This window comes from Mesorhizobium sp. WSM4849, assembly GCF_055811385.1.
In genome coordinates this window covers 34,500-47,809 of sequence record NZ_JBVVPW010000035.1, presented here as the reverse complement: position 1 = coordinate 47,809, position 13,310 = coordinate 34,500, and the positions used below count along the sequence as shown (strand labels likewise).

At 60.4% G+C, this 13,310-nt stretch carries 10 protein-coding genes and 1 pseudogene; 5 read left to right on the top strand and 6 right to left on the bottom strand.

The features are described 5' to 3' along the window. Positions 1 to 44: 44 nt before the first annotated feature. The 6 genes from AC0L3L_RS29720 to AC0L3L_RS29695 are packed head-to-tail and all read right to left on the bottom strand — an operon-like array spanning position 45 to position 6,940. Positions 45 to 1,271: a Wadjet anti-phage system protein JetD domain-containing protein gene (locus AC0L3L_RS29720; RefSeq protein WP_473640589.1), complete on the bottom strand. Its 1,227-nt coding sequence runs from the start codon at positions 1,269 to 1,271 to the stop codon at positions 45 to 47. Next, positions 1,268 to 3,556 (bottom strand): SbcC/MukB-like Walker B domain-containing protein, encoded by a 2,289-nt coding sequence (locus tag AC0L3L_RS29715; RefSeq protein ID WP_473640587.1) that lies wholly within the window; start codon positions 3,554 to 3,556, stop codon positions 1,268 to 1,270. The genes AC0L3L_RS29720 and AC0L3L_RS29715 overlap by 4 nt, the downstream gene beginning before the upstream one ends. After that, positions 3,495 to 4,700, bottom strand: a complete 1,206-nt coding sequence (locus AC0L3L_RS29710) for an ATP-binding protein (protein WP_473640585.1) — start codon at positions 4,698 to 4,700, stop codon at positions 3,495 to 3,497. The genes AC0L3L_RS29715 and AC0L3L_RS29710 overlap by 62 nt, the downstream gene beginning before the upstream one ends. Beyond that, complete coding sequence (locus AC0L3L_RS29705) at positions 4,697 to 5,344, bottom strand: DUF4194 domain-containing protein (RefSeq protein WP_065010983.1); 648 nt, start codon at positions 5,342 to 5,344, stop codon at positions 4,697 to 4,699. Before AC0L3L_RS29705 ends, AC0L3L_RS29710 begins: the two co-directional genes overlap by 4 nt. Then, positions 5,334 to 5,648 carry a hypothetical protein gene (locus tag AC0L3L_RS29700; protein ID WP_473640584.1) on the bottom strand — a complete coding sequence of 105 codons (315 nt, stop codon included), beginning with the start codon at positions 5,646 to 5,648 and terminating at the stop codon, positions 5,334 to 5,336. Before AC0L3L_RS29700 ends, AC0L3L_RS29705 begins: the two co-directional genes overlap by 11 nt. Next, positions 5,636 to 6,940 carry a Wadjet anti-phage system protein JetA family protein gene (locus tag AC0L3L_RS29695; RefSeq protein ID WP_473640582.1) on the bottom strand — a complete coding sequence of 435 codons (1,305 nt, stop codon included), beginning with the start codon at positions 6,938 to 6,940 and terminating at the stop codon, positions 5,636 to 5,638. Before AC0L3L_RS29695 ends, AC0L3L_RS29700 begins: the two co-directional genes overlap by 13 nt. Positions 6,941 to 7,956: 1,016 nt before the next feature. On the opposite strand from AC0L3L_RS29695, the gene aepX reads away from it, so the two are divergent. The 5 genes and pseudogenes from aepX (at position 7,957) to AC0L3L_RS29670 (ending at position 13,210) form a co-directional block, all read left to right on the top strand. Further along, the gene (gene aepX, locus AC0L3L_RS29690; protein WP_473640613.1) at positions 7,957 to 8,856 is read left to right on the top strand and encodes a phosphoenolpyruvate mutase; all 900 of its coding nucleotides are present in this window, start codon (positions 7,957 to 7,959) and stop codon (positions 8,854 to 8,856) included. Next, positions 8,828 to 10,054 (top strand): aminotransferase class I/II-fold pyridoxal phosphate-dependent enzyme, encoded by a 1,227-nt coding sequence (locus AC0L3L_RS29685; protein ID WP_473518163.1) that lies wholly within the window; start codon positions 8,828 to 8,830, stop codon positions 10,052 to 10,054. Before aepX ends, AC0L3L_RS29685 begins: the two co-directional genes overlap by 29 nt. 4 nt (positions 10,055 to 10,058) lie before the next feature. Then, positions 10,059 to 10,881: pseudogene (locus AC0L3L_RS29680) on the top strand (phosphocholine cytidylyltransferase family protein). Further along, positions 10,878 to 11,492, top strand: a complete 615-nt coding sequence (locus AC0L3L_RS29675) for a CDP-alcohol phosphatidyltransferase family protein (RefSeq protein WP_473458528.1) — start codon at positions 10,878 to 10,880, stop codon at positions 11,490 to 11,492. Before AC0L3L_RS29680 ends, AC0L3L_RS29675 begins: the two are co-directional and overlap by 4 nt. Positions 11,493 to 12,109: 617 nt before the next feature. Beyond that, a complete protein-coding gene (locus AC0L3L_RS29670; protein WP_473640580.1) occupies positions 12,110 to 13,210 on the top strand; it encodes a pyridoxal phosphate-dependent aminotransferase in 1,101 nt (366 codons plus the stop codon). Positions 13,211 to 13,310 lie beyond the last annotated feature (100 nt).

The following is a 13,310-nucleotide window of genomic DNA, read 5'->3' as shown; positions in this document are numbered from 1 at the left end:
AAGCGCCGTCGTTCGGCCCCAGCCGTCACCTCCTCACCCAAGCGTTAGAAGCTTTTTCCGAGCTCCGCGGTAGCAAGAGTCTCCGTGATCGGCCTTATGGGATCGAACTCCTCCTGCTCGTGCACGAGACCACTCGTGGTGAGGAGGTCCGCCAAGCCCGCGATCGCGCTTGCGAGCATGTCGCCGACAGGACCGGCCACACCCGGTGCGGGTCTCCCGAAGCGGCGGAGCAGTTCGACGTTCATCATATGGGCGCGCAGCGGAATGTCGACACCGGCAAGATGTCTTTCGAGGTGCCGGAAGATTCGGACCCCTCCGGCGTCCATATCTCCCCAGTGAAACGTCGGCACCTGCGCTTGGGCCGCCAGCCTTGTGACCGTCGCGAGCGTCGGTCGCGAAGGGAAGCCACCGGAATAGATGACGAGGGCCCGTTCGGACCGTGCGACCTCCCGAATGTGCCGGACGAATGACGCGAAGTTCTCGATCGTCAGGACGTAGTCGGGCTTCGTCAGGAGACTGATCCCGCCGGCGCAGTCGGTAGGTATTCCGACATAGGGCATCGCCGGAAAGGACCGCCCGTCCAGCGATACGTCACCGTGCAGCAGGATTGGTTGCGGCAACCGCCTGATACCGGCGCTGGCAAGCAGTTCCTCCGGATCGAGGCGAGTCTGCTCCTCCATGCCCACGAAGATCTTCGCCATTGCTGCGGCGACTTGCCGAACATTCTTCTCCAGCGCTTTACTGTCGCCGACCGTCAACCGCGAGAACGTCCGGAAGTCCTGCTCCCCCTGCGGATCGCCCGACATGCGACCGCGTGCTGCGATGGCGAGGCCGATCACGTTTGCAAGCGTTCGCCCGTCTCCATTCCGAATTCCGATGTGGGAAACGCCCCGCGTCCAGGCCGCGACGGCGTCATCGATCAAACTGGCGGCGCCGGCCGGCAGCCCCGGCTGCGACCGCAGTTCTGAGACGGCTCGGTATGCCAGTTCGCCAGCCGGCCGTCGTTCGACCTTGCGGTAGAGCACCCCGGCATCCTTCAGCCTTGCACCGGTCACCCGACGCTCCGTCTTCGGGCCGGTTTGGACCAGCTCGATCCCGCCTGCTCGCTCTAACGCTGCGAGTTCCTCATCGAAGGCGTCCCGCAGGTCCATGTTGGCGAAGCCGTCATTGTCAATCAAGGCGATCAGGTTTCGCACGGCGGGGTTGCGTTCATGCCACGTGAGCAGATCGTCGATGAGTGAAATGACGGTCGAAAACCCGCGCCGTCTCATTCGGCCGCCTTCGCCTCGAGACCAAGCCGCTCCGCGAGTTCGTCATCCGTCGCGTGCTGGGGGTTGATGGCGCGCATCTCCTCGCGGACGCGGTCCTTGACCCGGATGGATTCGGCGAGGGAAACGTCGCCGCTGCGGAATACGTCGATGATGTAGTCCAGGTTCTCGTAGACGACCGCGCGTTTCTCGGTCGGCGCGGCGATGACGACCTGAAGGCCGATCGCCCGGTAGAATTCGAGCAGCGTCCGCTGGTTGGGACCATCCATCTTGCTGAAGGCCTCGTCGAACACCGCAAGCCCTATTCCAAGATCGCTTGGAGCGGTTGCCTGGCGGACGCCGTGGTAGGCGCTGGCGAGGGCCGCTCCGATGACGACGTAGAACGGCACCTGGCGTTCGGCACCGCTGGCCACGCCGCGTCGGCGGTCGAAGCTCGTCGTCCGCCCGGTGGCGACGTCGCGCATCCTGAGATCGTACGTGAAATAGCTGCGGTAGTCCTGAAAGATGGTAAAGTCGAAGGACTCGTCGGCGAGAAGCTGTTCTATCTGCCTGAGCGCCCGCGCGTGCCGCTCGTCGCGAGGCTCGGCCCGGCCGAACAGAGCATCCAGCACGCGCTCGTCGGCCTCACTGTCCTTGGCGAGATGATAGAGGTCGTCGAACTCCGGTTTGACGAGCTCCGCCAGACGATAGATCTCACCGTGAAGGGGGCGTGTGCGGAGCGCCGCCGAAAGCTTCTCCATCTCCGAATGAAGCTGCCCGAAGCGGCTGTTCAGCTCATGAATGAAGGTCGTCTTGAAGAGACGTGAAACCCGATCTGCCGCCTCGTCCGCTTGCTCGCGGTACCGGATGAGTTCGTTGTCTTCCAGCATCGCAATGCCGTCTGACACCCACGGTTTCACCGTGCCGATGATCGGCACGTCCGCATAGCCCTCGAGTGCGTCGGGGAAGTCGATGGCATACCTCCCAAGGGCCGCCCTGATGTCGTGACTGAGCTCTCGATACCCCTGCTTCGCATCGTCCGCAGCCTTCTCCATGTCGGAAGCAATCCTGGCCGGATTTCTAGCGGGATGCCCCCTATATCGCTGTCGGAGCGATCGCATTTGTGCCGCGGAGGTCACGACACTGCGGAACTGTCGACGGCGATGGGCGAGGCACAGGTAAGAGCCGACGCTCTGCTCGCCCGCGCCCAGCCTCTCCTTGACCTCCTCAATCTTCGTTCTGAGCGACGCGCGACTATCGATCAGTTCATCGCGATCTGTCTTGAGGCTGTTCAATAAGGCCTGCAACCGCTTCTCCGCGTCGAGTAGTTCAGGGTCGACCTGGGCCGATATCCGATCGAGTCGGCGCCGCGCGTCGGCACGCCTGTCTGCCAGATCCCCCAGCGCCAATGTGAGCGCTTCCAACTTGTCTTTTTCATCGACCGGTCTGCTGCAATCCTCGAGCCGCCGCATCGCGTCCTCGAAGAAGCGTTTCTTCTCAAGATGAATCCTCAAAAACTGCGAACGCTGTTCGATCCGCTCCCGGAGCGTGGTCTCCATCAGTGGTGCCGCAGCCCGCCCAATCTTAAGGCCGTCCGGCCGGCGCATTTCGGTGATCAGGCCGTCGTAATACGCACCATCGGCCATTACTGCGCGGCCGCTGCATAGAAGCTCATCCTGGTTCTCCGCAAGCCGAACGTTGCCTATCCTGAAGACTACGAACGCCATGGCCAGCTTATCGTCGCTGCGGATCATCGAAGCTAGCGTACCGCCCTCGGGCACGGTGGATCTCGACTGGAGCTTGCGGGTGTTGGCTACGCGGCATCCCGGATAAGCGTCGCGTCCATGCCGCAGGATCTCGGTCGCACGGTACGCGTGCTCTGGATCAACAATAATGGCCTCGCGGTCGCGGGTGAGCAGCGCCTCTAGCGCATTGCGCCACCGTTCGTCGACGATGTCAGCGACTTCACAGAGTGTGCGTGGCGTCATGCCTTCGCATCGCAGGGCCTCCATAAGTCTCGAAGTTGCGGCATTAAGGGTGATCTGTCCCCGTCTGGCGTTGGCAAGCTGCTTGCTATCCTCGGCTGCCTCAGCCTCAAGTTGCTTGACCCAGACGATGGCCTCGTCTCGTTGGTCGGTCGCCTTTTCCATCCGGGCGCTCGCGGCTTCTGAGACTGCACCCAGCAGTTGGTCCATCTTCGCCGGATCGCGTGGCCAACCGGGCGGCGCGATCCCACGGCTGGCCTCTTCAACGCGCTCGAGCGCACGGAACAATTCGCCTGGGTTTATGACGCTCAGCTTGTCGCGCAAATCCAGGAGTTGGATCGCGCGCGGCGCTGAGGTGCCGAGTCAGGAGGCGCTCCATGACGCCCGCATGGTCCCGCTCCAGCCCTCTAATCTCCTGCTCAACGATGGCGCGTTGTCCCTGCGCGCCGGTCGCAGCGAGCTGTCGCTGGACGGATGCGAGCGCCTCGGTCTGATGTTCCATTTCTTCCTCTATCCGCGCAAAATCCTCCATGACCACGTGAATCTCGTGCGCCTTCGACCTTTTTTCACCGATATTCGTCAACAGCCTGGCGAATCCTTCGACCAGCAGGGCGGTCCTCCCAATCGCGCGGCAGGTAAGTTCCTCGGCGAGAAGCCGGTCGAATTCCTCTATCTGGGCGCGGATTGCGCGAAGCGCCTCCAATCTTCGATTGAGGTCGGCAATGGTCTTCTGGATCTCGCGGTAGCGGCGGATAGAATCGCGTAGCTCGGCGATGTCGATCGGCTTGGGCTCGAGCAGGTAGCGGTGCACGAACTGCTCGACAGACGAGATGTCCGTGAAGGAAAGCGCGGCCACGAAAGTGCGGACAAACCGCTCGGGATCCGACGCGCGGCGCCCTGTGAACAGCGCGCGCATGTACTCGCGAATGAACGTCTTGGCGTCGTCCGGCGTGAGAAGCTGACCGCCCATTTCACTGCAGGCCTGGTCGAGCCGACGGCGGACGACAGGCCACACGGTCGGCCGGGACGCGTCTTCGCTGATATCCAGCAGCATCGAGGTGTCGACGCTAATACCCTCGGCGACGAACCGTCCCAGTACCTCTGTCTGTTGTCCGCGGGCGGCCTCAATGGACAGCCCGAGACTCACAGGCATCCGCCGCCTTTCCGTGTCCTCGAAGACAAGCGCGATGTGGCTTCTAGCCTGGTTCCTGAGGAAAATGTCCTGGTTGAGTTGCCCGAGACAGTAGCCCCCGAGCGTGCGGTCCGAACGGCCGCTGCTCTCGCCAGCGGACCGGTTGAACCGGTACAGACGCGACGAACCGCCGGCCATGATCGCCTGTATCAGATCGATTATTGTGGACTTGCCGGATCGGTTCTGGCCGAGGATGGCCGCATCGCCGGCCAGATCGAGGTCGGCCCGTACCATCATGTGCCAGTTCACTAGGACGATGCGCCGCAGTTCCATCATGCCTCGCCTCCCACGACCTGATCGTCTGCGTCGGGCGTGGTGGCGACTGGACGCGACAAGATCTGCTCGAGCGACGCGACGAAGTCGTCGCCGGCGACGCTAGTGACGAGCGCGCGAATGTCGAGATCCATATTCTGCGCGTCCGCGTCGAACTCACCGAGGCGAACGATCGCCTTGCGTTCGAGCATCCGGAGCACGTCGCGGAACTCGTTTGGCGCAAGCGCCGCGCGCCGGCTGCCGGCGACTATCCCCTGATAGGCCGCATACGCCTCGTTGAGTGTCGTGCGGGTGGTTCCGTTGGTGTAGATTTCGCCGAGTTGGAGTGCCTCTTCCCAGAGCCGTCGCATGATGAGTAACGCGATCGTCTCATCAATGCGCAGCCGCGGCAGCGCCGTGCGCTCCGGATCGGGCAAGATCCCCGCCCAGCCTTCGGTCTCCCGGTGGACGAGACGGTAGCCGCCAACATCAAAGTAAGCCTCGACAAGCTTTGCGAGTTCCGACCGGTGCAGCGTTTCCAGCAGCGTCGCGGCCCCACGGTCTTCCACGTGGACGAACTGGTTTCGCATCAGATGTGCGATGAGTTGCGTGACCTTTAGGAAACCGCGCGGGTTCGAGTTTTCGAGGGCGTTGAACTCAAGCAGCATGCCCGACCTCGAGAGTGATGCTGTCGTCGAGGCGCTTCACATGAAAGCCGCCGCAGTCCAGCCACTCGTTTGACACTGCGTCGTCGGACACCACGAACTCGAACCGGTCCTTAAGCGTCTTCGCGAGCCGCGAGTCGGCGTCGGCACCGAGGCCGCCGGCGACCATCACTCGGATGGCTTCGAAGGCCAGGAAATCATCGACGGTCTCGATTCTCAAATAAGCCGCCGTGGTCTCGCTAAAGGGCCGTACCCGTCTTTCGAGGAAACGGCTAACCTTTGCCGGCGAGATGGTCAGGCGATCCAAGTATTCCCGCTCGAGCTGACGCTGAATTCGCGTATCGGATCTGGCGGCGGAAGGGCAAGGTCGGCGTCGGCGATCTCCGGCCGCGAGCCGCGCGGCTTCGCGAGGAGCTCGGGCGCAACCACGGTCATCCGGGGCTCAATCAATCCTCGTACCGCAAGATCGTCCATGCCCCGCGAGAGAGCATCGTCGAGCCCCTGGATCACATGCTCGCTGCGTTGGAGGAAGTTGGTCCGGCGCCCTGCGTACCTGACCACGTTACGCAGCCGCGTCTCGAGCCTGGACCGGTGCTGCTGGATCGCCTCGAAGGATTCCTCGATCCGTTCGAACACGCGGCGAATCCGGAACAGGTCCTCCTGCACGAGGTCGCGCGCCGCTTGCCCATCGGGAACGAGCCGGGATTCTAGATACGCGTCGGCTACGGCGGCCAAGTCAATCTCGGAATCCTCCAACTCGTCGAGCGAGGCGAGAATGGTCCGCCGATGCCGATAGGGATGCGCCGTGGTCGAGATGGACGTGTAATCTCGCAGGAGCACCCGCTCGACGAAGTCCTCGAAGTAGTGTCGCAGCCGCTCGGCAAGCGTGTCCGAGGAGAGCACCTGCCGATCAACCTCCCGCAGGGCCGCGAGCACGCTTCTCATGTAGCGTCCGAAACGTGCCGAGTCATGGGCGGCCTTGTTGAGGCCGAGAGCGTTCTCCGCCGGTTTCTCCCGCACCGCACGGATCGCATTCCTCACCTCCACCACAAGGCCGCCGAGTTGCTCGGCGCCGCCCTCCTTCAAGGAGCACAGGAATTCGGCGAGACGCATCGCTCCGGACGGCATCTCTACGGTTGTCTTGAGGCCATAGCTCGCCTCGTCCAGCCATCCCGTCTGCAGCATCCGGTTGTAGATGTGCCGGGACTGGCTGATCGCGGTCCCGGTGGCTTGATTGTCCACGCCTAGGACGCGTCGACGCCTGACCCGCCGACCGGTCCGCGTCACGAGGCGGTCGAGATCGACGGCGGCTTCGTCCTCGGCCCAGAGGCTAGGCTCCCTCGTGATGCAGTTGTAGATCACGCCGACTACCTCTGCCTCGGTCGGGAACAGGAGGTCGGACCGGTAGAAGTCGTCGTAGACGGCGAGGATCGCACGCTCATATAGCAGCCGGTTCCCGCCAGAAAACACCGTGAAGATGTCTGGGCCAAGTTGACCGAAAAGTTGCGGACGCGACGCATCCGATACTGAAGATACTGCGGAACTTGCCAAGATTCCCACCCCGATCAGGAAGTTGACGGGAGCCCGTCTGAAGGTCAAGTGCTTAAAGATGATGCCTGCCGGTAAGGCAAGGAAAATGGTTCACCGCTTCGGGCAATGATGAACAAAACGGACGTTTTTCGGATATTGGATATCAGCGTTGGCGCCAGAATGCTGCGTAAAGCGGCCATCTACCCGCTTCCCTCTGCTCTTTTCGGGGCATCAACGCGGTCTAGAGAGTTTGGCTGGTAGCTCGAGGCGCTCGCGCGAAGCAGTAGAGCCTTTTTCAAGGAGATCCGTCTGCGGGATTTTGAGCATGTGCGCGTGAACTATGACAGCGATTTCGGGCTCAACGGAATACCCTTACATGCCCCAATTGTCGAGGTTATCGGCGCGATTGCGCCGGCTACTGGGACCGCCGATAGGAGCGTTGCTCTGAATAGATTACTTGGAAACGGAGCTTGTGTTGCTGTGTAACAAACTGAGTAACAGGGACCGAAAAAAGATCAATATTTTCCATGCGAGGGCTAGGAGGTCGAAAGACGCTCCGTCATTCGATCTGTCGGAAATGCGCGAGGTCGCCGAGATGCGCAGCCCCTGAAGTGCCAGCCCTTGGCCAAGCGGTGCCGCGCCGGACCCGGGCCATTCTGGATGCCGCCGAGGAAACGAGCCGGCAGCAAAAAAGGCAGGCATCAGGGCCTGGGAACTGGGAAGGCGGTGGGCAACCGACACTACTGCCGGGTTGTCGAGTGAGCGACACAGGTTGTTCGGCTTGGCTCCTGCTCTCACCATCATTCAAGTTATTGAATAGTATCGAGAACACTTTTTCTGAGGCTTTCCTGCTCAGTTGGCACGACTTTTGATGCTTCCTTCTAGATGGCGGCAGAGCTGCCGACCGATGTGACGTCGTGGTGATATCGCGATCGGTGGAACGAAGGGAGGAAAGCAGCATGCCACATCTGCGTCGGGTGTGTTCACTATCGCAAAAAGGACGTGACCTGCGGAACCCGGGCGGCAAAACAAGCGAATCTACGCTTCATGACCTCATTTGCACTGGTGACGGACCGTCATTCCTTATGGAAGCCCATGACGCGCTCTCCGCGGCGATCGCGCAGCGGTCCGGTTTCAAGGCGCTTTGGGCGTCCGGCCTCTCGATCTCCTCCAGCCTCGGCTACCGCGATGCGAACGAGGCCTCTTGGACCCAGGTGGTCGACGTCGTGGAACGGATGGCGGACGCAGCGGAAATTCCAATCCTTGTCGACGGAGATAGCGGATTCGGCAATTTCAACAATGCCCGTCTGGTCGCTCGCAAGCTGCGGCAGCACGGCGCGAGCGGCGTTTGCCTCGAAGACAAGGCGTTCCCGAAGATGAACTCCTTCGTCAGCGACCGCCATCCGCTGGCGGAGATCGGCGAGTTCTGCGGTCGCCTGAAGGCGGTCAAGGATCAGGTTCCGGATCCGGAGTTCGTTCTCGTCGCTCGTATCGAGGCGCTGATCGCCGGATACGGTCAGCAGGAGGCGCTTGCACGAGCGCACGCCTATGCGGACGCTGGCGCCGATGCGATCCTGATTCACTCCTGCAAGTCCGATGCGGAGGAGATCTTCACCTTCACGCGAGCCTGGCAGAACCGACTGCCCGTCGTGATCGTACCGACAAAATACCACCGTACGCCCGTTGCTGATTATCGCGCGGCCGGTATTTCCACGGTCATCTGGGCCAACCACAACCTGCGCGCCGCGATTTCGGCGATGCGTCAGGTGTGCGACCGCATCATCCAGGAGGAGAGCATTGCCGGTGTCGAAGGTGAAGTCGCGACGCTCGACGAGCTGTTCGAACTGATGAACTACGGCGAGCTCTCAGCGGCAAAAGAGAAATACCTTCCGCGGGCAGTGGACGGCCAAGGACCGCAGCGAGAGGTTCCTTCGAAAAGAATGGATGGAGACGCGCATGTTGGCGCAACGGACAAACTTGTTTAAATCGTCGGGGACCGCGGCCGCCCGCGCCGCGGCGAAGGCTGCCGCCGATGCCGGGATGGAGATTGTTGATCTCACGGCCGGCGAGATCTGGAGCGATCTGGCACCGACGATCCGGGACGGAGCGATCGAGGCGATTCGACAAGGCCTGAACCGCTACACTGACACCATCGGCTCGATGGAGTTGCGCGAGGCGCTGGCACGGAAGGTATCGGTCGAGACGGGGCAGCTTTGGCGGGCCGACGAGCTCGCCGTGACGAACGGCGCCAAGCAGGCTCTTTTCAACGTGGCGATGACGCTGATCAATCCCGGCGACCAGGTCATCATTCCCGCGCCCTACTGGACAACATTCCCAGCGCAGATCCAGATCGCCGGCGGCACCCCAGTCCATATCGACACGCGAGGAAACGGCTACGTTCCACGGATCGACGACATCCAACGCGTCATCACGCCGCTGACCCGGGCCATCGTCGTCAACACGCCCGCCAACCCCAGCGGCGCCGTCTACGACGCGGAGACTCTTTCGGGCATCGCCCAGCTGGCGATGGATAAAAACCTCTGGATCATCTTCGATGAATGTTACGGCCCTTTCACCCATGATGGCCATCGGCATCATCCGGTTGTGTCACTGACCCCCGAGGTCCGGGCCCGGACGGTGATCGTCAATGCCTTCTCCAAAAGCCTGGCCCTCACCGGCTGGCGCGTTGGCTATCTCGCTGCGCCGAAAGAACTGATCTCGGCTGTCAAGGCGCTTCAGTCGCACACGACATCGAACCCGAATGTCGTTGCCCAGCATGCAGTGCTGCACCACCTCCGTGAGGGAGATGGCGCCTTTGAGGCCCGGCTCAAGTGTCGATTGACGGCGGCGCGGCAGGCTGGGCTTACTGCCCTCTCCGAGCTGCAGCGCGTTCCGATACCTGAAGCACAGGGCGGGTTCTATTTCTATCTCGATCTGTCCGGCCTGTTGCGGCCGACGCTCGCCAATGATGACGCCAGGACAGCCGACGACATCGTGGCCGCGCTGCTCGCCCAAGCCGGCGTGGCCGGCGTGTCAGGCACTGCCTTCGGCGATCCCATGGGGCTCAGGCTCTCCTATGGCGTTCCGCCGAAGCAACTCGAGGTGGGCCTCGAGCGTGTGGTCGGCGTCCTTAACGGCTGGAACCGAAAGAATCGTCGCAGCAAGCAAAATAGAAGGGCTTAGACCCATGACTGCAATTGGTCCGAGAGAGGCGGTGATTCTTGCCGCCGGGTTTGGCTCGCGCCTGCGTCCGCTCACCGATCTGCGGCCGAAGCCGCTGGTCGAAGTCAACGGCACGCCGATCCTTCACAACGCCTTGCAGAACCTCGAGGCAGTCGGCGTAAGGGAGGTGACGATCGTTGTCGGCTATCGCAAAGACGCGATCCAATATTCCTGCGGCCGACGCTTCGGTAGGCTCGATATCAATTATGTCGAGTCGACGGTCTTCGACCGCACGGGCAGCGCCTATTCACTCTGGCTGGCACGCGACGCGTTACTCTCGGGAGACTGCTATCTTCTTGAGGGGCGACGTCTTCTTTGAGGAAGACGCGCTTCGGCGCTTGACGATAGATGACGCGGCGAATTCAGCCGCAGTAGCGCCTTTCCATCCGTCGATGGAGGGCTCTGCAGTAATTTTGTCCGAAGGCGGATTTATTTCCGAGTTTCGGCTTAAACAAACAGCTGCGGACCTGGTTTCCGGCGGCCCGGCTCTCTTCAAGACAGCGAATCTCATGCGCTTCTCCGACGCGACACTGCGCACGATAATCGTGCCTGCCCTTGATGATCTCATCGGTTCCGGTGCGATCAAGGCTTACATGGAGGAGTTTCTTGCTCATCTTATCGAAAGCCGCGGCCTCCGGCTTGCGGCTGCCCGCTGCGATGAGCTGCGATGGTACGAGATAGACAGCGAGGCCGATCTAAGGACTGCGGAGAACATATTCTCACCCTTATGCGGATCGCCTTCTCCGGCATCAAATCGCGTCGAGATAGGATCGGACGGCTTCCAATGATTATCTATCTTTCAGACCGCGCAAACCAGATCACGATGCTTGGCCTCCTGGCATCAGGAACCGCGCTCTATTTTGCGCAATCGGGCAAACCGGAGCTTGCAATCGCAGCAGCGCTCTGGGCGGTCTTAGCAGACCATTTCGACGGAGTGGTCGCGAAGCGAACGAAAAACCGGTCAGCAGAGACGGCCAGTATGGGGAAGAGTCTGGATGGATTTGCTGATCTCCTGTACGGCGCCGTCATTCCGGCTGCGGTACTCATGCAAATCGGAACAGGCGGTGTCTTGCCGTTTGTAACGGGGCTCGCTCTAATACTCGCTGGTGCTTTGCGATTAAGTTATTTCAGCAATTTCGGGATGTCCACAAAAGGGTATTTCACCGGCGTTCCGCTTTCCTACGACGTTCCGCTCATGGCAGTTCTTCTGCTTATCGCAGCGTGGATTCCTGTCCCACTGTGGAACAATGCTACATGCGGACTCTTCTTGTTGCTCGCTGTTCTGCACGTGCTGCCCATCGCCGTGCCAAGTATGAATCGCGCAATGTATGCAGTGGTCACCGTCTTCGCGGTCGTGGCGTCAATATTCCTAGCTTATCGCGGGTTTTCGGCGGGATAGCCAGCCGAAGCCAGTCCGTCTCTCATCTTCGGAAAAGGAATCCGCAAATGAATGGTCCGATCAAATGGGCGATCTAGGCGCTGTCGCCGAACACCATGTTAACCGCCCTCTTTATGCAGCGGTAGCGCTCGATGCTCTCCTCTTTCATCCTGGCAAGACGACTGGGCGCAGTAATTGCAGATGTCGGGGCGGAAACCGGCGAGCTCACCGGCATGTTGGCCTACGCAATCGAACCGAGCGAGGGAAAGTCGGATCAGCGACCCTTCGGACCGCCCGTCGAACGGTTCGAATGGACGGTCGGGTTCAGCGGAGGATCATGGCGATCTGGAACCTCAACGACCCCGATGACTTCTTGATGAAAGAAATCGGAGCGGAGATTGAGAGGCGCGACTCGGGTCTTCAACGGGTTCAAAAAAACATCTACAAATTGTTTGGCAGGCAGCCACCTACTCGGACATCTTGAGATCCTACCACAATGTCCCGAGCCAAATCGGCTCCGAATGCTGGGCGAGACCTTAAACCTGATTGCCAATCGCGTAACTGGGAAAACCGAGGGCATAACACTCATCACACTCTTGCATGGACGGTTCGGTCAATCTGACCGAGGGGCCTAGATCATGCAACCTAAACCAATGCCTAGCGAGCCGCTTAGTCGTTCACTCGTTCACGATTTTCCCGGCGGATATTGGCGTTATGGTGTCACCGATCATGTTCTGCTGGTGAATCTATACTTTCCGCCCCATGGTTTCTATACCGCGCTTGGCGAGCGGCTTCCCGAGCTCATCAGTTGCTATCCGTCACCGCAGCCACATCTTGCTGAGCAGTTGGGCAGCTTGATTTCCCAAAATCCGCAGAACCTCGCTGTTGGCAATGGCGTTGCGGAACTGATTCATGCGAGCATCCAAGCGCTAAACTGGCGCTTAGCCGTTCCGACACCGTCCTTCAATCCATACGAGCAGGTAGTGTCGCCCGAACGACTGGCGCGGTTTCCTTTACCTGCTCCAGACTTCGAGCTCGATATCGAGAAGTTCGCTTGGCATGCGATAGCGCACAACGCCGACGCGGTGGTTGTCATTTCGCCCAACAATCCAACCTCTAGGGGAGTGCTACCGCAGGAGCTTCTCCATCTCACAAAAATACTTTTAGAACGAAACATTCGACTAATCGTCGATGAATCGTTCGTCGAATTCACCTCAGAGGGTGCTTCCGGAAGTATCGAGGGCAGAATACAAGAATATCCAAACCTAGTGATATTCAAAAGCCTCGGGAAGATATTCGGCGTTTGCGGGCTACGTCTCGGCTACATGCTCGCAAGCGATCACAAGCTGATATCGTCCGTGCGAAGAAATTTGCCGGCTTGGAATGTAAATACTTTAGGAGAGTTTTTCCTCCACGCTCTGCCGAGCTACCAGCGCGAAGCAGAGGAAAGCTGGACTCAGGTGCGCCGGGATCGCGATCAGCTCTATTCAGAACTCGCGAAGATCCCTGATATGCATGTACTTCGGCCCGATGCAAACTTCGTCTTCTGCCGCCTTCCAGATGATTGGCCAGATGGAGCCACGCTCGCGGAAAAGCTCCTTGCGCACCATAGAGTCCTGATTCGCCACAGTGGGGCTAAAACGCTCAGCAAGGGAACTCGGTACCTGCGTATTGCTGCGCGGACATTCGACGAAAACAGACTTCTTGTAGAGCGCCTTCAGGAGGTCGCCGAAACATAGTGTCGGTACGAAACGGAGAAAGATGGCAAATCAACGGGACCAACGGTCGGGTTAGGCGGCCGTTACGCATTGCTCCAGCCGTTCCGGTGTTAGCGGAATG